Genomic DNA, 23,908 nt, shown 5'->3' with positions numbered 1-23,908 from the left:
TGCAGTGTGAGACGTGACAGACAGTCGGCATCATCCCAGCCGGATCTCGACAGAACGGTCGGGCTGGCTGGCGCAGTGACGATCGGCGTCGGCACGATGATCGGCGCGGGAATCTTCGTCTTTCCGGGTATTGCCGCTGGGCGGGCCGGTCCCGCGGCGTCGCTCTCCTTTGCTATCGGAGCGATCATCGCGCTGCTCGTCGCGTTGCCGACTGCGGAACTGGCGACGGCGATGCCGAAATCGGGCGGTGGATACTACTTCATCTCCCGGAGTCTCGGCGCGCTTCCGGGCGCGCTTGTCGGCATTGGGGTCGGGTTCGGGCTGGTGTTCGCCTCGGCGTTTTATCTCGTCGGGTTCGGCGAGTATGCGATATCGGTACTGATGGAGGCCGGCATCGTCGAGTCGATGCCTGCGACTGTCGATTCCGGGACCGTGGCAATCCTGCTCGGCATCGCCGCCGGTGTGGGGCTTACGGTGACGAGTATTCTCGGAACCGAAAACACCGAGACGTTGCAGAACTCCATCGTCGGCGTGCTGTTGGCGATTATCGCAGTCTTCCTGTCGGTCAGTGGACTGGAACTGCTGGGGGTCTACGGTGAGACCACACGAGCGACCGGGTTCGCTCCTGAGGGCTACGCCCCCGTCCTGACGACGGCCGCGCTGGTGTTCACCTCCTATCTCGGCTTCGCTCAGATAGCGACCGTCGCCGAAGACATCGTCGAACCCCGCCGGAACCTCCCGCTGTCGATGATCGGGTCGGTGGTTCTGGTCGGTGTTCTCTACGTCATCACGCTGTTGATCGCCGGCAGTACGTTCGTGCCGGAGACCATCGGTGCGATGGGCGAGACGGCCATCGTCGAAGTCGCGCGGGTCTATCTCGGACCCATCGGTGCGGTGAGCATTCTCGTTGCCGGGTTGTTGGCGACTGTCTCGAGTGCTAACGCTTCGATACTGAGTGCGTCGCGGGCGCTCTATGCACTGAGTGCCGACGGACTCGTGCCGTCACAGGCCGCCCGGGTGAGCCGTACGTACGGGACACCACACTTCGCCCTCTCGTTCGTTGGCAGTACGACGGTACTGCTCGTCGCCTCGGGACGAACGGAAGTCCTCGCAGAGGTAGCCTCGTTCCTCCATCTCCTGCTGTACGGGCTGACCTGCGTCTCGTTGCTCAAACTCCGCCACGAGAGCCCCGACTGGTACACACCCTCGTTCAGATGCCCGGGCTATCCGTTCGTGCCGGTTCTCGGCGCGCTGGCGAGTTTCGGGCTCGTATACTATATGCAGCCCTTATCACAGCTACTCGGAACTGCAATCGGCCTCATTGCGCTCGGCTGGTACTTTTTGTACACGGACGAACTATCGCTCAAGGGGAGGTCCAATGACTGCTCCGACACCGACAGTCGTCGTTCAAATCGCGGCCCAGGAGCGGGAGACCGTGTCAGAAACGCTCGTGGAGTTCCTCGCACCGTTACCCGTCGTGCTGGTAGGTATCGTCGAAATCCCCGACCAGACGAGTTCCGAGCAGGCGCGAGCCCAGTTCGAGGACGAGGCACGGCAGACCCTCGATACGGTCGCTGATCTGTTCGCCGACGCCGGTTCCGATGTCGAGACCCGGCTGTCGTTTACTCATAACGCCCGACGGACTATCGAGCAGGTAGCCACCGAAATCGACCGGGTCGCCGTACTGTTTCCGGCCCCAACAAAATCGATCGAGCGCGTCATCGTCGCGGTTCGCGGCGGAATCAACGTCCCGAACATCGCCGCGACAGCCGCGGCAGTACTCGAAGAAACCGACGCGACCGCGACGGTCTACCATGCCGCAAAGGAGGGGGCAGACACGGACGCCATAGAGCAAGCGTTTACAGCGATTGTCTCCGCCATGGAGGATGCAGGCATCGAAAACGGACGGGTGACGACGACTATCGAGCGAGCGGACGACGAGCTGACAGCGCTCGTCGATGCCGCCAACGAACACGACCTGCTCGTCGTCGGCGAGGACGAGCCGAAACTCACCGATCGTATCTTCGGCGATACCTCCCAACGGCTCGCCGAGCGTACTGTCGTCCCCCTTGTCGTCGTCCGCCGGCCACCGGTCGAAGAGTAACGGTGATGGAGCGGTCTCTCTCGAAAGGACCTGCGTCGATTGCTACTCTCAGGACGGTCCAAGATGAGACGCTGAACGGTGCCGAGGTGCAGGAGCGCACTCTCCTACGAGATGCTCTCGGACTGGTCAGAACAGCCCGTGAACAGAGCCGTCGTCATCGACCTCGATGTCGACCGCAGCAGGGTCGGCGGAGAGGCCGGGCATCGTGAGAACGTCACCGGTGAGTGCGACGACGAACCCTGCACCGGCCGACGGATACAGCTCCCTGACCGTCAGTTCCCAGCCGTACGGAACGCCCGCCTCGTCGGGGTCATCGGATAGTGACGCGGGGGTCTTCGAGAGACAGACCGGTACGTCGTCCAGCCCGAGATCGGTCAGATTCTCGATATCGGCGCGGGCCTGCGGGGTGAACTCGACATCGTCGGCTCCGTACACCTGCGTGGCGACGGCACGGATCTTCTCGTCGATGTCCATCGACAGGTCGTACGAGGGGTCCAGCGACGCGGTCCCCGAGGTGGCTGCTTGCTGCACGTACGCTGCTGGCTCGAGGCCACCCTCTCCGCCGTCACGGTGCATCGTCGAAACCGCGGCCGGAACGTCGCGCACTTCGTAGTGGTCCAGAACCGCCTGAATCTCCTCGTCGGTATCGTCGGGAAACCGGTTGACGGCTACGACGACTGGAATACCCATTGCCCGAAGGTTGTCGACGTGGTGATCGAGGTTCGCACAGCCAGCGCGAACGGTCGCCAGATGATCGTCCGCTGGCGGCCCTGCGCCATCGCCGGAGTCGTGAGTGCGTTGCTGTCGCTCCACCATCGCCTCGCCGTGTTTTTCGAGAGCGTCGACGGTCGCGACCACCACGGCAACGTCCGGCGCGACCCCTTCCCGGGAGACGATATTGACGAACTTCTCCGCGCCGAGATCGGCACCGAAGCCCGCCTCGGTGACGAGATACTCTCCGAGGCGCAAGCCGAGCTGGTCCGCGAGAATCGAGTTCGTTCCCGTTGCGATGTTGGCGAAGGGACCGCCGTGAACGAACGCCGGCGTTCCCTCCATCGTCTGGACGAGGTTCGGCCGCAAGGCGTCTTTCAGCAGGGCAGTTACGGCACCCACGCAGTCGAGATCCCTGACCGTAATCGGGTCGCCGTCGGTGTCGTAGGCCACGATGATGCGACCGATTCGTTCTTTGAGGTCCGCGATATCGGTCGCCAGACAGAGGACGGCCATCAGTTCGGAGGCCGCAGTAATGAGAAACGAGTCCTCCCGCGGTGGCCCGTTCACTTTTCCCCCAAGGCCGACGACGACCTCTCGAAGCGCCCGGTCGTTGACGTCGAGTGCGCGGTTCCAGGCGACGCTATCCGGTTCGATATCCAGGTCGTTGTCGTGCGTCCGCTCGGCGTCGATCATCGCCGCGATGAGGTTGTGCGCCGCCGTGACGGCGTGGATGTCGCCGGTGAAGTGCAGATTGATCTCCTCCATCGGGAGCACCTGGCTGTAGCCGCCACCCGCTGCACCGCCCTTGATGCCGAACACCGGCCCTTGCGATGGCTCTCTGATGGCGACGACGCTCGATTCTCCCCGCTGTGAGAGGGCCTGTCCCAGCCCAACGGTTGTGACGGTTTTTCCCGCCCCGCGTCGCGTCGGCGTCATCGCCGTCACGAGAACCAGGTTCCCATCGGACGGGGCGTCAGCTCCCGGTGAATTGCATCCCAGGACAGTTTCGCGATGCCGTCTCCACGCCGGTCGAGATCGGTCTCGTCGAGACCCAGGTCTCCGGCGACCTCTTCGATCGGTCGTCGCGAAGCGTTTCGGGCGATTTCGACGTCCGGGGGTACGGTTTCGTCGGAGCCTGTTTCACTCATGTGTCAATCTTGACCGTCCTCTCAAAAATACTGTAACCTTGTTCCCACGAACTGGTAAATCGAATGCCGCGCCACTCACGTCTCACGACCCACAGCGACTGGATCCTCGACCAGATCTCACCCCCTCGGACAGCGCTTCCGGACCGTTCCCAAACGTTCATAGCCGCACAGAGGGTTCGACAGGCCTCGGATTTGTAACGCTGTAACTCGTTCTTCTATATGATGCGTCGAACGAACGGAAGCGGACAGCGGCCATCTACTGTCGTGTTGTACGGTGGAAAAGGCGGCGTCGGAAAGACCACCTGTGCGACGGCACATGCACTCGCCCTCTCGGCCAGAGAGTCCGATTCGAAGACGCTCGTCGTCTCGACGGACCCGGCACACTCCCTCGGCGATGCGTTCGAACAGGACCTCGGCGGTGAACCGACGGCGGTGACCGACTCGCTGTTCGCCGCCGAGGTCGACCCACAGACCGGACAGGAAGCGTATCAGTCAGTCGTCCGGGCGCTCGCCGACGAGTTCCGAGACGCAGGATTGCGATTGGGAGAAGACGACCTCGAACGCCTCTTCGAGGCCGGACTGATCCCGGGTGGCGACGAAGTGGCCGCCCTGGAGTACATGGCTCGCTACACCTCGGCAGGGTACGACACCGTCGTCTTCGACACTGCGCCGACCGGTCACACCCTTCGGCTATTCGATCTTCCAGAGGTGCTCGACGAGACGCTCGGCGTGGCTGGCGAGGTCCAGCGCCGCGTCCGGCAGACGGCCAGAACAGCACGGAGCATGGTGATGGGCCCTGCCGCGTACTGGGGCAGTCGCGACGAGGACGACGAAATCGCGTCGCTTCGCGAGCGCGTCAGCGAGGTGGGCGACCTGCTTCGCGACCCGGCCCACACTCGCTTTCGAGTCGTGCTCACACCCGAGCAGATGGCGATCAGCGAAACCGAGCGCCTCGTGTCACAACTCGAAGACGCCTCCGTCCCAGTCGACTCCCTCGTGGTGAACCGCGTGTTCGAGAACGACGAAGAATGCCCGTGCGACCGGTGCCAGCGCGACGCCAGGCGACACAGGAATCGCCTCCAGGAGATCGAGGATCGGTTCGAGTTCCCGGTCGGGGTCGTTCCGCAACTGGAGGGTGAGGCCCAGGGCCTGGAGACACTCTCCGACCTCGGACAGTATCTGCTCCCGGACAGTCATGACCGACAGCACACGAATACCCCGTAGTTGCTGACAGCATGCGTCAGTAGACGGTTTCCCGTTCGGCACGTCCGACCCCTGCCCAACTGAACTGTTACTCCTGGTCGAGTATGCATCGGGAGACGCGGCGAGAACGAGAGGTTGCCAGAAGCCCCCGCGTACAGCGCTCTGATACCTCGTCGACGACTGAATCAGGGTCCGGATCTGACGACACGTCCCGGATCGTATGTCGGGTATCCCCCGCCTTTGGGCCCTAAACGAACGGAATCTCGGGGAGGTAGACTCGGATATGGCTCGGCATCTCCTGTGCGACGACCGCGAAAAGTGTGGGTCGGCGTCGACCCGCGAAACTGCACAGTCGGGATTCAGTGATCGGATGGGGAGAATAGACGCTTAGAGCGCGTCGAGGATGTTCAGATAGCCGCTCCCGTAGAACGCTTTATCGTAGTCGTTGGGCACATCTGCTGCTCGCTTGAGTGCGCTTTCGACCTGATTGGCGTTGTAGTTCGGGTTCGCGCTCTTGACGAGCGCGGCCGCGCCGGCGACGTTCGGTGCCGCCATCGAGGTGCCGGCCTTCCAGCCGTAGCCCGGATCCTGTGGGATGAGGAGGTCATTGTCCTCGAACGAGACGCCAGTGTAGGTTATGTTGACCGGGTCGTCGCGACCGATACCGCCGCCGCTGAAGACGCCGACGCCATTGACCTCTGCCTCACCCACGACGTCGCTCTCGCTGGCACTCGGCGAGGATGGGTCGATCTCTGGGTCCTCGAAAATCTCGACGACGTTGCTCGCCTCGAAGACGCCGCCGGGACCGTCGCCGAACGTGTCGCTCGCTGTCCAGGCGACCGACGAACCCGAGGACTCGGACACTTGCCAGTCGATCACCACGTAATCCGTCGGGTCGCCGTCGTCGCTCTCCGCTGGAACGGTCACGTAGATCGAAATCCAGTCCGGTGCGGGCCGCTCGTGGTCAACCCCCGTCTCGTAATCGACAGTCACGGTTTCGTCCCCCTCGAAGGTGTCTTTGCTTGCCGCGAACTCCGCACCGCCGAACCCGACAGAAGCGTACCACGGTACGTCGTCGGTCGTGTAGGGCGGCGTCCCCTGAACGGTGACGTTCCCTCCGTCCTCGCCGGTTCGCTCGGCGGTTACATCGCCAGGATAATCCTCTGCCTTCGGCCCAAACGTCCCTGACACGAGATTACCAGTGGGGGCGAACACTGTATTGAACACGAGGTCATAGAACCACGGAACACCCGTCCCGATAGCGCTCAAATCGGCGTCCCCGCCTGGTGCCCCAAGCACGATATCGTTGGTCCCATAGTTCGTATAAAACGCCGGACTCTCTGGGGGTGCCTCCCTGTCGCCGGCGTCCCAGCCGTATCCGATCGGACCTGTCGCAGCGACCGAGAGGCCCTGTGCTCCTTCGTTCGGGAGGCTGATGAAGTTCTTGTCCTTTCGCAGGTCTGCGCCGGCGTTACCGGCAGACAACACGAGTAACGTCCCTTCTTTGTTTGCATAAGTCATCACGCTGTTGAGGACCTTCCCGTAGAAACTACCCAGTCCCTGTCTCGGGATCGGGTACGCGCCCAGCGAGAGGTTCGCGGCGTCGGCGTCGACGTTTACGCTATACACCACAGCAGCGAGGATGTTCGCGAAAGATGCGCCCTCCCCGAGAACACCCGACAGTCCACGAGGTCGGTCTTCGGCGCTGTCCCGTTGACGCCGGTTCCCTCAGCGTTGTCGGCCGCGACGATACCGGCGACGTGCGTTCCGTGGTCGTCGCCGCCGACTGGGTTGTGATCGCCACCGTCGTCGGTGAAGTTCCTCGAAAGATCGACGTTTAGTGGCCCAGCGAGATCAGGGTGCGTCTCCAGCACCCCGGAATCGATGACCGCGACGCGTGTTCCTTCACCCTCTGTCGTCTCGTGGGCCTCCGGAACGTTCAGATCGGCCTTGTCCCATTGGAGGAAATCGCCTGGCTGACCCTCGTAGTCCGAGGCGTCGAACGTCGGCACGTCCTCGTTCACGTCCGGTTCGTTCAGTTCGATCTCGATGTCGGGCGCATAGTCTTTGACAGCCCGTTTTACCTCCTGTTCGGATCCGCGGACGACCGCGAAATTCACTCCCGGCATCTCGTGGACGACGTCTAACCCCGTAGTCCACGCTTGCCGCGTGTCTTGACGATGAATCGATCAGTCCGTGTCGCCGCTGTGACTTCTGTTCCTACCGCGATACCACCCAGCAGTGCGCCACCTACCTTGAGGAAGGTTCGTCTGTTGTGTCGTGGCATGTAACACGATGTCAATTATTGGTGTATAAGTTTATGCTGATTATTAGAGGTAGGCGTCTTTTACTGGGTGGTTATTAGAGTTTCATCTGAATGGGTCCGAGCGATGACCCACGCTCTCGACGGCTAGATCGGGGAGTTCAGCGTGCCGAAGTACACCTGCCACGCGAGGGCGGACTTGGCCACCAGGCTCAGCAGGATGTACGCCCTCTCGCCGAAGAGGTAGTTCTTCCAGCGTGAGACCTCCAGATACTGCAGGGCCTGATTCAGCGCAAAGAGGTTGAAAAAGACGAAAATCGAGACGTAGATGTAGATGACGAACTCGGGGAACTCGCCGTCGCTGGCCACTACTGTGCCGATGAACGTAATCGCGATGACGATCCAGGGCACGATACCGGCGATGACACCCACCCAGTAGGGCGTCCAGTCAGTTTCGTCGGTCGACTGGTTGCGTTGCTCCATCAGGAGTCCGCAGAGATTCATCACCGCAACGAGTCCGAACAGCGCCACGAGCGTGCCGACGTCCCAGACCCCGGCCAGCATGCCGATCACGACGATCATCAGCGAGGCGCTCATGGAGTACTCGTACCAGCGGTAGGGGTTCATCCCCCTGTCGAGATACTCGATGTACTTGTCGTACCGGACAGTCGCGATGATAGTGTGCGCGAACGCGGAAATGAAGAGGAATCCAGCCACCAGCAGCGGGAGGTTGGCGTCGAAGAAGGAGACTGTCTCCGGAAAAATCGACTCGGTTGCGGGGTTGAACCCGTATCTGGTGCGCGTGACTGGCCACAGGACGCCTTCGGCCAGGAGGACCATCGCCAGTCCTTGCAGGAAATGCAGGACAGCCATGACGGCGTTCCATAGCCGGAGTCGGGTGTCCCGAGCAGACGTCTGTTGTTCGGTATCGGTAGCCGTCGCACTTTTCGTAGACATTGGTATACTTGAACCAATCACTACTCGCAAATACATCTGTGGGAAATGTGACACCCTCTCCGGATCCCGGATAGCGAGCGTTTCTCCGGAGTTCGATGATGTCTGTCGGTACCGCCAGTTCTCGGAGTTGATGTGATCCTCGACCGTTTCGACGAGTTCGTTCGTGTGGTTGTGGTCTCGTTCGGAGACAATCAGGTGAGAGAGTCGAAACGACAAACTGCAACTTTGGAACGTCGAGTGCGACCGCCCTCTCTCAGCGAGTAGCAGACGCAATTCTCCGACGTTTATTCACGTCTCTCCGCAACTGTATGGATCGAAAGTCGGCCTCGGCACTCATAGGGCTCGTCGTCGCCGGATGCCGAGTCCGCCTCGGAGCGAGTGCGTCGTCATCGGCCGTCCAGGCGTACGCGGTCGCGGGTCAAAAACCGTCCGCACTCCCGATGTGCGGTGTGAGATAACATGTTACAGAAGCGGCGAGAAGGTTATAATGGTTAGAAACGTATCTGCGATACTGTGTTTCTCGGTCACGCGTTGCTGGCGTTCGCCCTCGCCGCGCTGATCGCGGACTGGCGAGGCTGGCCGGCGCGGCGCGCGCTGACGCTGGGGCTGGTCGCCGGTGCGTTCGCCGCCGTCCCGGACATCGACGTCGCGTACGCCGCAGTCGCGCTCGACGCCGGGTCGCTGACGGCCGAGTCAGTGGTCGAACCAAGCACGTTCTGGGACGCCACGCGGAACGTCCACCGGACGATAACCCACTCGCTAGTCGTCGCCCTCCTTGCGGGACCCGCGTTCGGGCTCTGGGCGGGCACGAAGACTGCGACCCCGCAGACCCGGGCTGTGGGTCGCGGTCTCGCTGTCGTCATCCTCACCGCGCTGATCGTCGTCGCCTACGCGGTGAGTGGCCTGCTGGGCGGGGTCGTGATGGGGCTGTTCGCAGTCGCCGGCGTTGGCGTCGCGACGCTGAGCCGCTGGAAGACTGAGTTCCCGGCTCGAACAGTTGCTCTGGCCGCCACGGCGGGACTGCTGTCCCATCCGTGGGGCGACCTGCTGACTGGGGACCCACCGGGACTGTTCTATCCGTTCGGCGTCGCCGTCTTCGATAGCCGGGTGTTGCTTCACGCCGATCCGACGATCCACCTGCTGGGCGCGTTTGCGGTCGAACTGTCCGTGATCTGGCTCGCGGCGCTGACGACTGCCCGGATCGGCGGCCTGTCGTGGTGGAACTTCGTCGACCGCCGTGCATCCGTCGGCGTCGCCTACGGGGTCGCCGCCCTCGCGATGGCGCCGCCGACGCTCGACGTGTCCTATCACTTCGTGTTCTCGATCCTCTCGGTAGGGCTCGTCTGCGGGGGCTCTCGGTGCGACCCAGCCCGATTCCGACAGCGACCGAGCTTCGACGACGGTTCTCGCGGTGGTCGCCGCCACTCACCCAGCGCCCGAGCGCGACCACCGACGACGAACTGCTGCCCGACTGGCTTGGCGTCGCGTTTACCGCGCTCGCGGGGATCACTGCGGCACTCCTGAGCTACGCGATAGTGTACGTCCTCGCCGCGGCGGTCTGACGTTATCGCTCGACTGTCGGCCGCGGGTCACACATCAATATATGTGTGAACCTCTTAGAACCGGTATGTCGCTGTCCGGACTCGACGAGTTGCTCGCCGGCGGCCGTCGAAACGCGGTCGTTTCGTGGCTGTTGATCGCTCTGCTGGGAGCCGCCAGCGTCGGTATCGTCGTCGTCACTGGCGTGCTCTGGTCGCTCTTTGCCTTCGTGCTCCTCGTCCTCGCGGTGATCCCGCCGCTCGCCTATCGCTCGCCGTACGTCATGTTGCCGTGGGAAGTCCTGCTAATGGCCGCCTTGCCGGTGGTCGGTCTGGCGCTCGGATCAGAACGGCTCTCCAGTCAGTTCGCCGCGTACTTCGCGGTCGCCGCCATCGCCCTGGTGATCGCCGTCGAACTGGAGTCCTTTACGGCCGTTCGGCTCTCACCGGGCTTTGCGATCGTGCTCGTCGTCGTGGCGACGCTGGCCGCCGCCGCGCTCTGGGGGCTGGTCCAGTGGGGCTTTGACGTCTACCTCGGCACTAACTACATCTCGACCAACGAGGAACTGATGTACGAGTGGATCTACTCCGCGCTGGCTGGGCTGTTCGCGGGCGGCGTGTTCACGCTATACTTCCGCCGGTACACGTCGATGGAGCCCCGACTCGTCGCCGAAAGCAAGCGCGTCGACGACGCCGGGGACCCCGGTTCGGGGACCACTCCTGAGGGACGGGGTGAGACTCGTGAGTAATAGCATCTCGCGGCTGTTCGGCTCGGAGCACCGACAGCGCCAACTCTCTCGACTGATGGAGGTCAGCCTCGTCGGATTGCTGTTTATCGGCATCGAACGGGGGAGTATCGGGATCATCGTCAACACGGGCGTCGCGCTGGCGGTCACCCGGATCCCGGGGCTTCTGGAGCGGGATTACGGCCTCCCGATGGATCCCCGGATCACGCTCTGGATCACGACCGCCGCCTTCCTCCACGCACTGGGGACTGTCGGCATCCCCGGCGCTGGCTGGAACTTCTACTCGGGGACGGAGTGGTGGGATCACATGACGCACGCGCTCTCGGCGTCAGTCGTGGCGGCGGCGGGCTACGCCACGGTGCGCGCCATCGACGAGCACTCCGACGCGGTCTACCTGCCGCCGAAGTTCATCGCGGTGATCATCTTGCTGTTCGTGCTCGCGTTCGGCGTCGTCTGGGAACTCCTCGAGTTCGCTATCGGAGTTAGCGCTGGAGCGCTGGGTATGCCGTCGGTACTCACGCAGTACGGCGTCTACGACACGCTCTGGGACATCGTCTACAACACGATCGGCGGCCTCCTCGTGGCGTTGTGGGGCGGGGTGTATCTGACGGATCTGTCGACGGCGCTCAGCCAGCGGTTCGCTGAACGCCGATCCTGAATCGGGCCGGCGTGTAGATTGCGCCGTCGCCGCTCAGTTCTCGGCGAGCGTTCCGGTGACCGCGAAGACGCCGACGGTGTCGACTGTGACGGTCCCGCCGTCGCTCCCGCCGTCGTCGACTGCGAGGTTCTCCGGTTCGACGCCCTCGGGCAGTCCGATCGTCACTGGCTCGGACTCGAAGTTGACGACGACGAGTACCGTTTCCGGCCCCGACACGTCGTCTCGCTCGCTTGCGTCGCGGGTGAACAGGACAGCATCTATCTCGTCGTCGGTCGGCTTCGACGATAGCTCGGCGTCCGGGTGCAGGACGTCGAGGTCGTGATACAGATCGATCATCCCCCTGTAGAACTCGAGATGATCCTCGTCGTACTCCTCCCAGTTCATGAACGCACGCTGGCGGCCGCCCGGCCGGACGTCCTCTTCGGGTCTGACGTTCCCCTCGTCGTCGCGCCCGCGGCGGTCGTCGGGGTCGGAGACCCGTCCCTCGCCGTAGCGGCTGATCTGGCGCTCCTGCCCGTAGTAGACCATCGGAACGCCCGGCAGGGCGATGCAGGCAGCGAAGGCAGCACGCTGTCCCTTCGCGGCGTCGTCCCACTCAGCCTCGGTGACGCTGTCGCGGTCCGGATTCGCAAGGTCGACCGCAGTGCGGTTCAGAAGACGTTGCTCGTCGTGGTTCTCGACGGCGTTGAGCACTCGCGAGTGATCGGGGACGCCGTGGTCCTGGCGCGCCAAGACGTCCTCGACGAGTTGTTCGGGATTGCTGGGATCGGCGGCGAAGTCGTAGAGATGCTCGACGCGCTCTTGGCCCTCGGTGAGGCCATCACCCTCTTCAAGCACGTTCTGGGCGGTGAAGGTGAACCCGTAGGAGTCGTAGTGCATGTCGAACTCGTTCTCCGAAAACGCGGGATCGGTCGGGAGCGTCTCGTCGAGCAGCAGGAACTCGCTGTTGTTCTCCCGAACCAGTTCGCGGACATCCTTCCAGAAACTGTGGGGAACGCCGTAGGCGACGTCACAGCGGAAGCCGTCGACGCCGACCTCGCGGGACCAGAAGTCCGCGACGCTGAGGATGTACTCGCGCATCGCGAGGTTCTCGTAGTTGATGTTGGGCATCCACTGGAGATCCGCAAAGCCGGTCGCACGCGGTGCGGCCTCGATCTGGGAGCCGTCTTTGGCGTAGCGGGGGAGTTGACGCGGTCCCACCAGTCGAAGTATGTGGACTCCTCGTTCCAGGCCTTGACGGTAGCGCTGTTGCCCGCCTCGACCGACTGATCGCCCTCGGCGATGGTGTCGACGAACTGGTCGATCCACCGTCCGGCGTGGTTGATCACGAGGTCGAATAACACCTTGATACCGCGCTCGTTACACGCCTCGACGAAATCGGCGTAAGCGGCGACCGGGTCGTCGTAGCTCTCGGGGACGAGGTCCTCGGCGATCCCCAGATAATCGAGGGTGCCGTAGCCGTGGGGGCCGCCCGGTGGCAGGTCCATCTGCGCGCTCGTCGCCGGGACGACCGGCGTCACCCAGAGGACGTCGACGCCCAGTTCGTCGAGATACTCGACGCCGCGTGCGCCGGTCTCCTCGTCGCCGCCGATCAGCGTCTGGAAGGTCGTCTTGCCGCGTTCGCCCGCCCACGAGCGCGGGAAGATCTGATACATGACGGCGTCGTCGATCCACTCGGGCGAGCGGTTCGGCAGGAAGACCTCGCCTGCGGGATCGAGTTCGACCGAGTCCTGTACGCTGGTCTCGTACCCGTCGTAGGCGGCGGCGTGAACGCGTGCCGTCTCGCCGTCGAGCGCTGCGACCGGTACGGTGGCCGACCGGCCGTCATCCGCGACCTCGACGTCGGCCGTCGCGAGTGCGTCCCGGTCGTCCGCGAGGAACTCGACGCGCAGATCTCCGGGAGCGGCGTCGCTCGACGGCGCGAGGTTCGCGTTCGATTCGATTCGGAAGCGCTCGCCCGTCTCGTCGTACTCGCCGTCGAGTTCGATGCGAGGACGAGGGCACCCGTCCCCTCGGGGAACGCGTACAGCGTCAGTTCGTGCTGGCCATCCGGCGCGTCGAGTCCGAGTACGTACTCGCCCGGCACATCGGCCACGAACTCGGCGGCGTTGTCCGCCCCGGCATCGTACCGGATAATCTCCGTCTTCGAGGTCGCAAAGGAGAGGACCTCCCCATCGCTCTCCTCGGGCGTCGAGACGACCGACCACTCGAAATCGTCGTCGTCGTAGTTCTCGGGGTCGACAGACAGATCCGGAAGGCGCGGCGCGAGATTGTCACGCCCTCCCTGGTCGATCTCCACGTCGACACCGAGTGCGGTGTCGTCGGCGTCGATGACGAACACCGAATCGTGGATCGGCTCACCGACGCGGACGAACCGCGTGTGGCCGGGATGATACGACTCGACCGGTGTCTCTGGATCAAATGAGGATGACATTATTCATCGTTTTTTCGCCCTGGCTCAATACGTCTTCGGTCTCACTCCTCCTCGCGCTCCCGAAGGTTCTGGCGAGTAAACTGTGGGCTTGCCCGGATACCGCGGCGCTTGGTGAACGAGCGGTACAGCAGAAAGCCAACCAACAGCGTGGGGACGACGACGATAGCCGCGGACTCTGCGGTCGCAAAGGCGTACAAAAGCGCCGTCGAGAGGGTCCCCGTCGCCACGAGGATTCCCAGCACGAGTCGTTTCGCGAGGCGGTCCAGAAGGTCGTCCGAGTCCTCGATATCCGCTCGCAGATGGAAGTTTTCGCGCTCGATCCGGTCGAGTGCGCTCTCGACTTTCGGCGGGACTCTGAACAACGACTCGGCGGTGTCCTGTAGTTCCTCACCGGCGTCGGAGAGGTATCGGCGTGCCGTCTCCTCGCGATACCCCTCCTCGGAGAGATAATCGGTCGCGATCGTGATGAAGTCGAAATCCGGGTCGAGCGTCACGCAGACCCCTTCGACGACGGTCGCGACGCGCAGGACGAGTGCGAGGTTCTTGGGTAGCCGGAACGGGAACTCGTAGATCGAGTCCTCGATCTGGCCGACGATCTCCTGGACGCGATAGGTCTCGATGTCCTCCCCGCGGGCGTCGGCGATAGCCAGTTCCAGCGCGTCGGCCATCACTGCCCGGTCGGCGTCCGGCGAGAGCGTTCCCAGTTCGACGAGCACGTCCAGAATACCGTCGATATCCTGGTTTGCGACGGCGATGTAGAAGTCGACGACTTTCTCCTGGACGAACGGATCGACCTGCCCGCTCATACCGAAGTCGTAGAAGACGATGGTCCCGTCCTCCTGCACGGCGAGGTTGCCGGGGTGGGGGTCGGCGTGGAAGACGCCATCGTCGATGATCATCTTGAGGTATGCCCGCTGGAGGGTCGTCGCAGCTCGGTCCGGTCGATTCCCGCGTCGTCCAGCGCCTCGATATCGTTGATCTTCGTCCCCGGGACGTACTCCATCGTCAGTACCTTCGGCCCGGACCGGGAGTCGATCACGGCGGGGATCCGGATCGTCTCGTCGTCGGCAAAGTTCTGCTTGATATCTTTCAGCATCGCCGCCTCGCGCTGGTAGTTCATCTCCTCGCGGATCGTCTTCGCGAACTCGTCGGAGAGGTTCCGGAGCGAGAACGACCGCGCCTCGCCGATGAAGAACATGAGGATCGGAAGCGACCAGTTGATGACTCGCAGGTCCGCCTCGACGAGCCCTTTCACGTTGGGGCGTCGGATCTTCACGGCGACTTCCTGCCCGTCAACCCGGGCGCGGTGGACCTGACCGAGACTCGCGCCGCTGATCGACTCGGTGTCGAACCCGTCGAAGTACTCGTCGACCGGGCCGAGTTCGTCCTCGATGACGGTCCTCGCGTCCTCCCAGTCGGCCGGGGGAACCTCGTCCTGTAGCTGTGAGAGCACCTGAATGTACTCCGGGGGCAGGATGTCGGGCCGTGTCGACAGTAGCTGTCCGAGTTTGATGAACGTCGGTCCAAGCGTCAACAGCGTGTCCAGCAGATGCTCGGCGCGCTGGCGGCGCGTGCTGCTGTCGACCGACCGCCCTCGCCCGAACACCAGGAAGCGGTTCCGGTCGCGGGCGTACGCGAACAGGAGGGGAAAGAACTGTCTCGCTACTATGAAAAAGCGCCAGTAGGCGCGGAGGTTGACCAGGCTCACCACCCCCGTCTACTCGTCATGCACTTCGATCGTCGTTTCGACCTCTCCGGTCTCTTTGGGGAGGGTGAGTTCGAGCACGCCACGGTCTATCGTCGCCGTGGCATCTTGGCCGGTCGCGTCCGGCGGCAGGGGTACCTCGGCGTCGAGAAACAGCGAGCGGTCCTCGCGGAGATACTCGAAATCGGTCGGCAGGGCCTTCTCTCTGCGGGCCTCGATGATCAGGCGACCGCCGTCGACTCGCACGTCGAGGGTCTCGCCGGTCACGCCTGGCAGATCGATCACGAGCAGATACTCCTCCTCGCTCTCCAGTAGATCGGCGAACACGGCATCGGGCAGATCGCGCAGGGCATCGCGCAGCGCTGACATAACTCTCTCTTAGTAACGGGAAGCGAAAAAGGCCGTGGTCCCGGTATCTCCGCCCGGAGCAGTTGTGCCGGGCGACCGGGCCGACCGATCTCCTGGCAGGTTCGTTACCAGCCTGGCACTCGGTTTTTTGCCGTCGCGACACCACACTGGTGTATGAGCGATTCCGAGCCCGATCGGAAACGGTCGGGGTTCAAACACCGGACGCCGGTCGACGAGGCCAGAGAACGACTGCGCGAAGCAACGAGCCAGACGGTCGGCTCGACGGAACTTCCACTGACCCAGGCTGACGGCAAGTTCCTCGCAGAGCCAGTAACCGCACGGCGAAACGTCCCGCACTATCGTCGGGCGGCGATGGATGGCTACGCCGTGCGCGCGGCGGACACCTTCGGCGCGAGCAGCCGATCACCGGAACTCCTGCGGACCGCGGACCGGGACGCCGACCCCGCACCGGGCGAGGCCGTTCGCGTCCACACGGGGAGCGAAGTGCCGGAGAGCTGTGATGCCGTCGTGATGATCGAGGACGTCGACGAGGTCGCCGGCGAGATAGAGGTGTTCGACGCCGTAGCCGAGAGCGAGAACGTCGCACCGGTCGGCGAGGACGTCGAAGCGGGCCAGGCGCTGTACGAACCGGGCCACCGACTTCGCCCCTCGGATCTGGGGCTGCTGAAGTCGCTAGCCGTCGACGAGGTCGCCGTCTACGACGAGCCGACGGTCGGCGTGATCCCGACCGGCGAGGAGCTGTCCAGCACGACCCCCAGCCCGGCGAAGTAATCGAGACGAACGGCCTGACGGTCTCACGGCTGGTCTCGCGCTGGAGCGGCCGCACGGAGTACCGGAACGTCGTCACCGACGATTTCGAGAGCCTGCGGGCGGCGGTCCAGCGCGACCTGACCAAGGACATCGTCGTGACGACCGGTGGCTCGTCGGTCGGCGAGCGCGACCTGATCCCCGAGGTCGTCGACGAACTGGGCGAGGTGCTGGTCCACGGTGTCGGCCTCAAGCCCGGCCACCCCGTTGCGCTCGGCGTCGTCGAGGAGACGCCGGTGCTCATGCTCCCGGGCTATCCGGTGGCGTGTATCGTCAACGCCGTCCAGTTCCTGCGACCGGCGATGCACTGGGTCCGTGGCACGTCGCCCCCTGCCCATCCGACCCGACAGGCTCGACTGGATCGGAAGATAGCGAGCGAACCCGGAACCAGAACGTTCGCCCGGGTCCGGACCGGGCAGGAGGGCGAGGAACTGGTCGCGGAGCCGACACGGGCGAAAGGCTCGGGGTCCTCTCCAGCGTCGCGCTCGCTGACGGCTGGGTCGTGGTGCCCGAACCCCGTGAGGGGATTCCAGAGGGTGAGACGGTCGCTGTCCAGCACTGGGAGTGGTCGCCGTGAGCGAGCGCCGCCAGTTCCGCGAACTGACCGATCCCGACGTCGCACACGAGGTCGTCGACGGTCTAGAGCTATCGCCCGACACCGAGCACGTCCCGCTGGCCGACGCCGGCGGTCGTGTGCTCGCCGAGCGCGTCGATGCGGCGCTCGACGTGCCGGGGTTCGACCGTGCCAATCTGGACGGCTACGCGCTGCGCGCTCGGGACACGTTCGGTGCGGACGAGGCCGACCCCGCCAGACTCTCCGTCGTCGGTACCGTCCACGCGGGCGCGGACCCCACAGTCGAAGTGGACGATGGCGAAGCGGTCGAAATCTCTACCGGCGCGGTGATGCCGCCGGGCGCGGACGCGATGGTCCCGGTCGAGCGGACCGACGACGAGGGCCAGGGCGACGACCGTGACGTGCTGGTCCGTACCTCGGTCGCGCCGGGCGACAACGTCATGCTCGCCGGTGCGGACGTCGCCGCTGGCGAGCGGGCGCTCGGCCCCGGAATGCGACTCACCGCCCGTGAGATCGGCCTGCTCTCGGCGCTCGGCGTCGACGAAGTGCCGGTCCGCGGACAGCCGACGGTCGGCATCGTCTCGACGGGGGACGAACTCGTCCGGCCGGGCGAGACGCTGAACAGCGATGCCGGACAGATCTACGACGTCAACAGCTACACTATCGCGACGGCTGTCGAGGAGGCCGGCGGCGAACCGGTGCTGTACCCCCACGCCGGCGACGACTACGACGAGATGGAGCGCATCCTCGTCGAGGCCAGCGAGGAGTGTGACATCGTACTTTCGTCGGGGTCGACCAGCGCCAGTGCGGTCGACGTCATCTACCAGGTGATCGAGGACCGCGGCGAACTGCTGCTCCACGGCGTCGGCATCAAGCCCGGCAAGCCGATGCTGGTCGGCGAACTCGCCGGCGGCGCGTACGTCGGCCTGCCCGGCTACCCCGTCTCCGCGATGATGACGTTCCGGGTCTTCGTGGCCCCGCTGATCAGAGACGCCGCCGGGCTACCGGAGCCTGCGTCCGCGACGGTCGACGGCGAGATGGCGACAGAAGCCCGCCACGATCAGGGTCGACGCCGGCTCATGCCGGTCGGACTGGTCGAGAGCGGTACGGGCGACCGACTCGTCTATCCGGTCGACAAGGGCAGCGGCGCAACGACGAGTCTGGCCGACGCCGATGGACTCGTTACGGTCGACGCCGAAACGGACTACCTCGCGGCGGGCGAGCCAGTCACTGTCAAACTGTTCTCGCCGGACGTCCGACCGCCCACCGTCTTCGGCGTCGGCGAGGACGACCCGGCCGTCTCCCGGCTACTGGACCGGCTCTCGAACCCCCGCTATCTGTCGGTCGGGACGCGTCAGGGACTCCGCCGGCTTCGCGATGGCGTCCCCGACGTAGCCGTCACGAGCGGGTCGGCGGCTCCGGACGTCGAGGCCGACGAGCTGGCCACCTGGCAACGCGAGTGGGGGCTGGTCGTTCCGGCCGGCAATCCGGACCGTATCGAGGGGCTGGGCGACCTCGTCGACCGCGATCTGCGCCTGATCAACCGGACGACCGATTCGGGCCTGCGGACGACGCTCTCGGAAGCTATCGCGGATCTGGCGGACGACCGGGGGACGACCCGGCACGAACTGGTCGAGGCCATCGACGGCTTCGACCTGGCCGTCCGTGCGCACGAGAGCCCCGCTCGAAAAGTGAAACACGGCCGTGCTGACGCCGGTCTCGGGCTTCGGGCGACCGCGTCACGGCTCGACCTCGGCTTCGTCCCGCTCGGCGTCGAGACGGTGCGCGTGCTGGCGCTCCCGGATCGACTTGGGAAACACGGACTGCAGGAACTCGCTGCTGCGCTGGCGGATATCGACTCGGTGCTCGCCGACCTCGACGGCTATCAGCGCCCCTAAATCCGGCGGCACGTTAGCCGTCGGTTGGGGCGATCCGGCGGTCAGGCCCTCGGCACGGTTTCATGCGAGTTCGTCGAACGAGCGGATGTGGCGGTCGCCCCAGACGACGAAGCCGCGTTCGTGGGGATCGTAGCGCTGGACGTGGATGCCGTCGATACCGGCGTTTCTGGCTGCACCGATATCCTCGGCACTGTCGCCGACGAGCGCGCCGGCGTGGCCGTTCTGGCCGACGTCGAGGTTGCCCATCGCCTCTTCGACGGGCGCGGGGTCGGGCTTCCACCCCACGTCGTCGGTGCAGCAGATGACGGTGTCGAACCAGTCGGCGATGTCGTGGTACTCCAGGACAGGACCGGTCAGATAGTTCTGACAGTGGGTCACCAGCCCGGTCGGCCGGTCGAGTTCGCCGACGAAGGTGGCGTCCTCGTACAGGAACGTCGACTCGGAGCGGGTGATCGGGTCCTCGACCTCGTGAAACGTCGCCCAGAACCGCTGTGGATCGATCCCAGCTGGTCGAGCAGTTGGTCACGCTGCCCGCCGTAGCCGTGCCAGAGCAGTTCGGCCTGGCGTGTCGTGAACTCCCGGCCGAGTCGCCGCCCCACCTCGTCCATCACCTCGTAGACGTAGGCGGGTTCGACGTCGACGAGCGTCCCGTCGAGGTCGAGCAGCCAGAAGTCGTAATCGGGAACCATCGGGAAGATTAGGTATGCGATAGAACGGAATAAGTATTCCCCTCATTCGGAGCCTCAGGGGCTCTCTAGGCAACAGTATACGGTCCCTTCGATGCCGGACTGGGCGACGGTGGGCGACACGACCATCCGCCGTGGTTTCCGGCGCGATAGGCTCCGAACCGTGGCGTTACTCGACCTCCAGCGAACTCGAAAAGTACTTCGAGAGCACTTCGGTGACGCTGTCGGCGTTGAACGGGTCGAGGTCCGCGGCGATCTCCTCTTTCAGCGCGTCTAGATACGCCTCGTCCGTCTCGAACGCCCGGTACTCGACGGATTCGACGTCGACGTGGAGTTCCTCGGTGGTCAGTTGGCGCATATGTGCCTCGTCGCCGACCTCGCCGCGCCAGAGGTTGTTACGGAAAAACAGCCAGCCTTCGTCGCCCGGCGAGGCCGCCGAGCGGTAGAGTTTCGTCTCGAACGTCTCCGGGTCGAGGCGTAGTTCCGGGTCGTCGACTGGCACCCGGAACTCGACGGCGAAGACGTAGCGAGCGTTCATCTTCAGTCGTGTTCGGACTCGATCAGGTCGGCCATATGGATGTCCTGATCCGTGATTCCACCCTCCTCGTGGCTGGTAAAGCGGATCTCGACTTCCTTGTAGCGGATCTCGATCGTCGGGTGGTGGAACTCCGCCTCGGCGATTTCGCCGACCATCTGTGCGAAGGTGACCCCACGAAGGTACTCGTCGAACTCGTAGACGCGAACTATCTCGTCGCCCTCACGCTCCCAGCCATCGGGAAGTTGCTCGCTGATCTCCTCGTCGGATAGCAAATCTGCCATACGACGTTCGTCGGTCTGCAAGAAAATAAAAGGTCACCCCGTCAGTCATCCGAAAGCGCGCTTTCGGTGATTTCTTCCGGGAACTCGTCAGGGAGTTCTTCCGGGGAGATACCCTCGGGAAGTCCGTCGACGAAATCTTCGCGGTCGATCCCTTCGGGAGGCATCGGCGGGTAGCTCTCGCCGTCGAACTCGGGGTCGAATAGCTGGAGTGCCGTGTTGATGGTCGTCCAGTCGTCCTCGCCGGCGGCCTCGCGCAGGCTCTTGGTCGGCGGCGCGAGTAGCTTGCTCACGAGCGCGTCGGCCATCGACTCGACGACCTCGCGTTCGTCCGTGGAGAGTTCGGCGTCCGCTTCGGCCTCCAGTTTCGAGACGGCAGTCGAGACCTCCTGGGATTTGACCCGATCCGCGCTCTCGTACATCGCGGCGATAACCTCGTCGGCCCGTTTCCGTTTGTACTGGTTGACCAGCCGATCGAACTCGGCATCGATTATCTCCTCGGCCTCCTCGGCCGCGGCGCGGCGCTGGCGTCGCGTCTGCTCGGTGACCGACGTGAGCGTATCGAGATCATAGACGGTGACGCGCTCGATATCCGCAACTCTCGGATCCACGTCGCGAGGCTGTGCGAGGTCGACGACGACCGTCTCCCCTCTGTCTCGAACGGTTCGACGCCGATGACCGGGCTATCGCTCGCGGTCGTCGAGACGACGAGGTCGGCACGCTCGGCGACGGCGTCCGCACCCTGTAGCGGGACGGCGGTCGCATCGGCGTCGACCTCGCTCGCGAGATGCTCGGCATGCGGCATCGTCCTGTTGGCGACGACGATATCGTTGACGCCGCGATCCGCGAGCGCCTTGACGGCAGTCGTCCCCATCTCCCCGGCACCGATGACGAGCGCTGTCGGCGCATCGGTGTCGAGTTCGCGCATCGCGACGGTCGCGGCGGCACTGCCCAGCGAGACGATTCCTTCGTTGATCGCTGTCTCCGTCCTGACGCGCTCGCCCACGTGAATCGCCTTCGTCACGGCATCTTCGAGCATCGGGCCGATCCCGTCTTCGCCGCGGGCGTCCTCGTAGGCCGTCCGGACCTGCCCGAGGATCTGGTCCTCGCCCAGGACCAGCGATTCGAGTCCCCTGCGACGCGCATGAGGTGTCCGAGGCTCTCCTCGTGGTCCATGTAGCGGACCGACTCGTCGTCTACGTGCGGTGCGAACGTTTCGAACGCCGCCCGGCCGACGGAGGCGTCGTCGGTGACGACGTACGCTTCCGTTCGGTTGCAGGTGTGAAGCGCGAACGCTTCAGTCACGTACGGCTTCTCGATTAGCTCTGCGACCTCTGCACGCTGGTCGGCCGCACCCGCCCGTGCCACGTCGTCGACGGTCGCGGTGCTATGCGAGACGCTAACCCCAGTTACGGCCCCTGTAGCGTTCATCATTCACCATCACCCGGGAACTCCCCGAGTTCCTCCTGGATCACGTCCTCTGCCACTTGCCGGACATTAGATGTTCGACTACGTAAAGCCTTCCAAACCGCTGGAGACTCCACGACCGTTCTGACGGCGTCCCGGCGCTCGCTCGGCGAGAGCGATACCGTCCGGAGTTCGCCGCGGAGCGTCCCTGTCAACTCGGCCATCCCGCCCGCGCCCTCGAGTTCCGTTTCGATCTGCCGGCGGAGATACCGCGATAGCGCCGGGCTTGTACCGCCGGTGGAGACGGCGACGACCACCGGATCGTCCCGCACCGTTGCCGGGACGACCACGTCGTCGACCGCCCTGTTGCCGTCGTCGGTCGCGCCGCTCCGGTCCGCTCGGTTGACTAGCGCCCCGCCTTCGCGGGCGGCCGTCTCGGCCGCCTCGTTGACCGATTCGTCGTTTGTCGCCGCGACGACCAGTGCTGGCTCCGTCCGATCGATCCACTCACGGACCGACTCGGCGTCGGGCGCTTCGCGGATCAGGTCGCTGTCGCCGAACTCCTGCTCGGCGAACGTCGGGCTAACGACGATTACGTCGGCCTCGCGGGCGAACCGGCGGGCCTTTCGCGCGCCGACGCGGCCGCCGCCGAAGACGAGCACCGTCGCACCGCTGAAGTCGTGGAGCAGTGGGATCATGGTCTTCGCTCGATAGCTCTCGCGATAGTCTGCATATCTACACTCCACACGATGGTCGTTGTGCCGTACATGTTCGGGCGATCACTCCCCGGCCGGTGTGGTGTTGGCCTCCGCCCGTTCGTCGAGGCGGATTCCGGTCTTTTTCAGGATCTGCGTCGAGAACAGGGAGTCCCAGTCCTCGTCGCTGACGTCCCAGTACTCGGCCATCCGCTCGCGTACCTGCTCGATCCGACGTTCGCTCTCGGCCTCGGTCCGACCGTGGGTCATCGCGAAGAAGTTGTACGGCCAGACGCCATCGTGACGCGGCCGACGGTAGCAGTGGGTGACAAAGGGGAGTCCGGCGATTTCGGGGCCGACCTCGTCGACCAGTTCGTCAGGGACGTCCCAGACCGTCATGCCGTTCTCGGTGTAGCCAAGCGCGTAGTGGTTCGGGATCACGCCGACGCGTCTGACTTTCCCCTCGGCATCGAACCGCTTGATCGTCTCGATGACCCAGTCGGTTTCGGCGTCGATTGCCGCGGCGACGTCCGCATAGGGCGTCGCCGAGATCGGTAGGCCGCCCTGGATCTCCAGGACGAGATCGAGTTCCTGGGGCGTGAGCGTCTCGCGACCGCTCGGCGTCACGTCTGGCCCGAGGTCGGAGCAGTCGACCGCACCGCCCTCGATCGGCCCGTCGACGTAGAACTTCGCCTCGACGCGGAACTCCTGGCGTTTGGGCAGGTTGTACGTCTCCTGGCCCGTCGCGTCCTCTATCTCCCCGAGCACCGTCTCGACCCGGTCGGGATCGGCGACGCTCACGACGAACCACATGTTCAGATACGGATGCTCGCGCTCGTAGTTGTGTGCGACCTCGGTGAAGCCGTTCACCTGCTCTGCGATCTCGTCGAACCGTTCCTCGGGGGCGTGCATGGCGACGAGCGTCGCCGCGCCGCCGATCTCCTGGGCGTTGATCAGCGCGCCAAAGCGGGTCAGCGTCCCCTCCTCGTCGAGTTCACGAACCCGGTCCAGTAGCGCCTCGGCCGATAGCTCGATCCCGTGTTCGGCAAGCGCCGCCGCGGCCGGTTCGAACGGCTCGGCGACGACGGGGAAGCCGCCCTGAAACGCGTTGACGATCGCCCGGTCCTGCTCGGTCAGGTCCGCGGCGTCAGTACTCATACCCGAACCTCGGGAACGACCGGACATA

At 64.5% G+C, this 23,908-nt stretch carries 16 protein-coding genes and 7 pseudogenes; 8 read left to right on the top strand and 15 right to left on the bottom strand.

The window, feature by feature from the left end:
* The first annotated feature begins 6 nt into the window (after positions 1-6).
* Both ACFQH2_RS15085 and ACFQH2_RS15080 read left to right on the top strand, forming a co-directional pair.
* Positions 7-1,578, top strand: coding sequence for an APC family permease (locus ACFQH2_RS15085; protein ID WP_377076887.1), 1,572 nt, complete (start codon positions 7-9; stop codon positions 1,576-1,578).
* The gene (locus ACFQH2_RS15080; protein ID WP_377076886.1) at positions 1,478-2,104 is read left to right on the top strand and encodes a universal stress protein; all 627 of its coding nucleotides are present in this window, start codon (positions 1,478-1,480) and stop codon (positions 2,102-2,104) included. Before ACFQH2_RS15085 ends, ACFQH2_RS15080 begins: the two co-directional genes overlap by 101 nt.
* 126 nt (positions 2,105-2,230) lie before the next feature.
* On the opposite strand, the pseudogene ACFQH2_RS15075 reads toward ACFQH2_RS15080, so the two are convergent.
* Positions 2,231-3,966, bottom strand: a pseudogene (locus tag ACFQH2_RS15075) (formate--tetrahydrofolate ligase).
* Positions 3,967-4,188: 222 nt separating this feature from the next.
* On the opposite strand from ACFQH2_RS15075, the gene ACFQH2_RS15070 reads away from it, so the two are divergent.
* Complete coding sequence (locus tag ACFQH2_RS15070; RefSeq protein ID WP_377057102.1) at positions 4,189-5,190, top strand: ArsA family ATPase; 1,002 nt, start codon at positions 4,189-4,191, stop codon at positions 5,188-5,190.
* 366 nt (positions 5,191-5,556) lie between these two features.
* On the opposite strand, the gene ACFQH2_RS15065 is transcribed toward ACFQH2_RS15070, so the two are convergent.
* The 3 genes and pseudogenes from ACFQH2_RS15065 to heR form a co-directional block, all read right to left on the bottom strand.
* The gene (locus tag ACFQH2_RS15065) at positions 5,557-5,724 is read right to left on the bottom strand and encodes a S8 family serine peptidase (protein WP_377077005.1); all 168 of its coding nucleotides are present in this window, start codon (positions 5,722-5,724) and stop codon (positions 5,557-5,559) included.
* A 780-nt stretch (positions 5,725-6,504) separates the two neighbouring features.
* Positions 6,505-7,298, bottom strand: a pseudogene (locus ACFQH2_RS15060) (S8 family peptidase); the annotation flags it as partial.
* Between the two features lie 281 nt (positions 7,299-7,579).
* Positions 7,580-8,389, bottom strand: coding sequence for a heliorhodopsin HeR (heR, locus tag ACFQH2_RS15055; RefSeq protein ID WP_377054989.1), 810 nt, complete (start codon positions 8,387-8,389; stop codon positions 7,580-7,582).
* Positions 8,390-8,902: 513 nt separating this feature from the next.
* On the opposite strand from heR, the gene ACFQH2_RS15050 reads away from it, so the two are divergent.
* The 3 genes from ACFQH2_RS15050 (at position 8,903) to ACFQH2_RS15040 (ending at position 11,331) form a co-directional block, all read left to right on the top strand.
* The gene (locus ACFQH2_RS15050; protein WP_377076885.1) at positions 8,903-9,913 is read left to right on the top strand and encodes a metal-dependent hydrolase; all 1,011 of its coding nucleotides are present in this window, start codon (positions 8,903-8,905) and stop codon (positions 9,911-9,913) included.
* 103 nt (positions 9,914-10,016) lie between these two features.
* Positions 10,017-10,676, top strand: a complete 660-nt coding sequence (locus ACFQH2_RS15045) for a hypothetical protein (RefSeq protein ID WP_377054985.1) — start codon at positions 10,017-10,019, stop codon at positions 10,674-10,676.
* A 55-nt stretch (positions 10,677-10,731) separates the two neighbouring features.
* Positions 10,732-11,331, top strand: a complete 600-nt coding sequence (locus ACFQH2_RS15040) for a hypothetical protein (protein WP_377057100.1) — start codon at positions 10,732-10,734, stop codon at positions 11,329-11,331.
* A 33-nt stretch (positions 11,332-11,364) separates the two neighbouring features.
* Here the strand turns inward: ACFQH2_RS15040 and ACFQH2_RS15035 are convergent, their stop codons facing one another.
* The 5 genes and pseudogenes from ACFQH2_RS15035 to ACFQH2_RS15015 all read right to left on the bottom strand — a co-directional run bounded on the left by ACFQH2_RS15035 (position 11,365) and on the right by ACFQH2_RS15015 (position 15,839).
* Positions 11,365-12,531 (bottom strand): alpha-amylase family glycosyl hydrolase, encoded by a 1,167-nt coding sequence (locus ACFQH2_RS15035; RefSeq protein ID WP_377076884.1) that lies wholly within the window; start codon positions 12,529-12,531, stop codon positions 11,365-11,367.
* A 74-nt stretch (positions 12,532-12,605) separates the two neighbouring features.
* Positions 12,606-12,986, bottom strand: a pseudogene (locus ACFQH2_RS15030) (alpha-amylase family glycosyl hydrolase); the annotation flags it as partial.
* Positions 12,923-13,765, bottom strand: a complete 843-nt coding sequence (locus tag ACFQH2_RS15025; protein WP_377076883.1) for a hypothetical protein — start codon at positions 13,763-13,765, stop codon at positions 12,923-12,925. The pseudogene ACFQH2_RS15030 and the gene ACFQH2_RS15025, both read right to left, overlap by 64 nt.
* A gap of 41 nt (positions 13,766-13,806) precedes the next feature.
* Positions 13,807-15,476, bottom strand: a pseudogene (locus ACFQH2_RS15020) (ABC1 kinase family protein).
* A gap of 6 nt (positions 15,477-15,482) precedes the next feature.
* Positions 15,483-15,839: an Hsp20/alpha crystallin family protein gene (locus ACFQH2_RS15015; protein ID WP_377054979.1), complete on the bottom strand. Its 357-nt coding sequence runs from the start codon at positions 15,837-15,839 to the stop codon at positions 15,483-15,485.
* Between the two features lie 153 nt (positions 15,840-15,992).
* Here ACFQH2_RS15015 and glp point away from each other — a divergent pair.
* A pseudogene (glp, locus tag ACFQH2_RS15010) lies at positions 15,993-17,223 on the top strand (gephyrin-like molybdotransferase Glp).
* Positions 17,220-19,118 carry a molybdopterin biosynthesis protein gene (locus tag ACFQH2_RS15005; protein ID WP_377054975.1) on the top strand — a complete coding sequence of 633 codons (1,899 nt, stop codon included), beginning with the start codon at positions 17,220-17,222 and terminating at the stop codon, positions 19,116-19,118. The pseudogene glp and the gene ACFQH2_RS15005 overlap by 4 nt, the downstream one beginning before the upstream one ends.
* A 60-nt stretch (positions 19,119-19,178) precedes the next feature.
* On the opposite strand, the pseudogene ACFQH2_RS15000 reads toward ACFQH2_RS15005, so the two are convergent.
* From ACFQH2_RS15000 to ACFQH2_RS14975, 6 genes and pseudogenes are all read right to left on the bottom strand, one after another.
* A pseudogene (locus ACFQH2_RS15000) lies at positions 19,179-19,807 on the bottom strand (HAD family hydrolase).
* 166 nt (positions 19,808-19,973) lie between these two features.
* Complete coding sequence (gene lwrS / locus ACFQH2_RS14995; RefSeq protein WP_377054971.1) at positions 19,974-20,342, bottom strand: LWR-salt protein; 369 nt, start codon at positions 20,340-20,342, stop codon at positions 19,974-19,976.
* A 2-nt stretch (positions 20,343-20,344) separates the two neighbouring features.
* Positions 20,345-20,623, bottom strand: a complete 279-nt coding sequence (locus ACFQH2_RS14990; protein ID WP_377054969.1) for a 4a-hydroxytetrahydrobiopterin dehydratase — start codon at positions 20,621-20,623, stop codon at positions 20,345-20,347.
* A gap of 41 nt (positions 20,624-20,664) precedes the next feature.
* Positions 20,665-22,051, bottom strand: a pseudogene (gene hemA / locus ACFQH2_RS14985) (glutamyl-tRNA reductase).
* Positions 22,051-22,725 (bottom strand): precorrin-2 dehydrogenase/sirohydrochlorin ferrochelatase family protein, encoded by a 675-nt coding sequence (locus ACFQH2_RS14980; protein WP_377054965.1) that lies wholly within the window; start codon positions 22,723-22,725, stop codon positions 22,051-22,053. Before ACFQH2_RS14980 ends, hemA begins: the two are co-directional and overlap by 1 nt.
* Positions 22,726-22,806: 81 nt before the next feature.
* The gene (locus ACFQH2_RS14975; protein ID WP_377054963.1) at positions 22,807-23,880 is read right to left on the bottom strand and encodes an Lrp/AsnC family transcriptional regulator; all 1,074 of its coding nucleotides are present in this window, start codon (positions 23,878-23,880) and stop codon (positions 22,807-22,809) included.
* Between the last annotated feature and the right edge of the window lie 28 nt (positions 23,881-23,908).

The sequence above is a fragment of the Natronoarchaeum sp. GCM10025703 genome (assembly GCF_042661985.1).
In the GTDB taxonomy this organism is placed as follows: domain Archaea; phylum Halobacteriota; class Halobacteria; order Halobacteriales; family Natronoarchaeaceae; genus Natranaeroarchaeum.
Note: the sequence above shows the minus strand (reverse complement) of the source record. Positions and strands in the feature narration are given on the sequence as shown.

Excerpts from the sequence above, each read along its gene's own strand:
- ACFQH2_RS15070 (WP_377057102.1), top strand. The coding sequence starts at position 4,189 with ATGCGTCGAACGAACGGAAGCGGACAGCGGCCATCTACTGTCGTGTTG.
- ACFQH2_RS15065 (WP_377077005.1), bottom strand. The coding sequence starts at position 5,724 with ATGGCGGCACCGAACGTCGCCGGCGCGGCCGCGCTCGTCAAGAGCGCG.
- heR (WP_377054989.1), bottom strand. The coding sequence starts at position 8,389 with ATGTCTACGAAAAGTGCGACGGCTACCGATACCGAACAACAGACGTCT.
- ACFQH2_RS15045 (WP_377054985.1), top strand. The coding sequence starts at position 10,017 with ATGTCGCTGTCCGGACTCGACGAGTTGCTCGCCGGCGGCCGTCGAAAC.
- ACFQH2_RS15040 (WP_377057100.1), top strand. The coding sequence starts at position 10,732 with ATGGAGGTCAGCCTCGTCGGATTGCTGTTTATCGGCATCGAACGGGGG.
- ACFQH2_RS15025 (WP_377076883.1), bottom strand. The coding sequence starts at position 13,765 with ATGTCATCCTCATTTGATCCAGAGACACCGGTCGAGTCGTATCATCCC.
- ACFQH2_RS15015 (WP_377054979.1), bottom strand. The coding sequence starts at position 15,839 with ATGTCAGCGCTGCGCGATGCCCTGCGCGATCTGCCCGATGCCGTGTTC.
- lwrS (WP_377054971.1), bottom strand. The coding sequence starts at position 20,342 with ATGAACGCTCGCTACGTCTTCGCCGTCGAGTTCCGGGTGCCAGTCGAC.
- ACFQH2_RS14990 (WP_377054969.1), bottom strand. The coding sequence starts at position 20,623 with ATGGCAGATTTGCTATCCGACGAGGAGATCAGCGAGCAACTTCCCGAT.
- ACFQH2_RS14980 (WP_377054965.1), bottom strand. The coding sequence starts at position 22,725 with ATGATCCCACTGCTCCACGACTTCAGCGGTGCGACGGTGCTCGTCTTC.
- ACFQH2_RS14975 (WP_377054963.1), bottom strand. The coding sequence starts at position 23,880 with ATGAGTACTGACGCCGCGGACCTGACCGAGCAGGACCGGGCGATCGTC.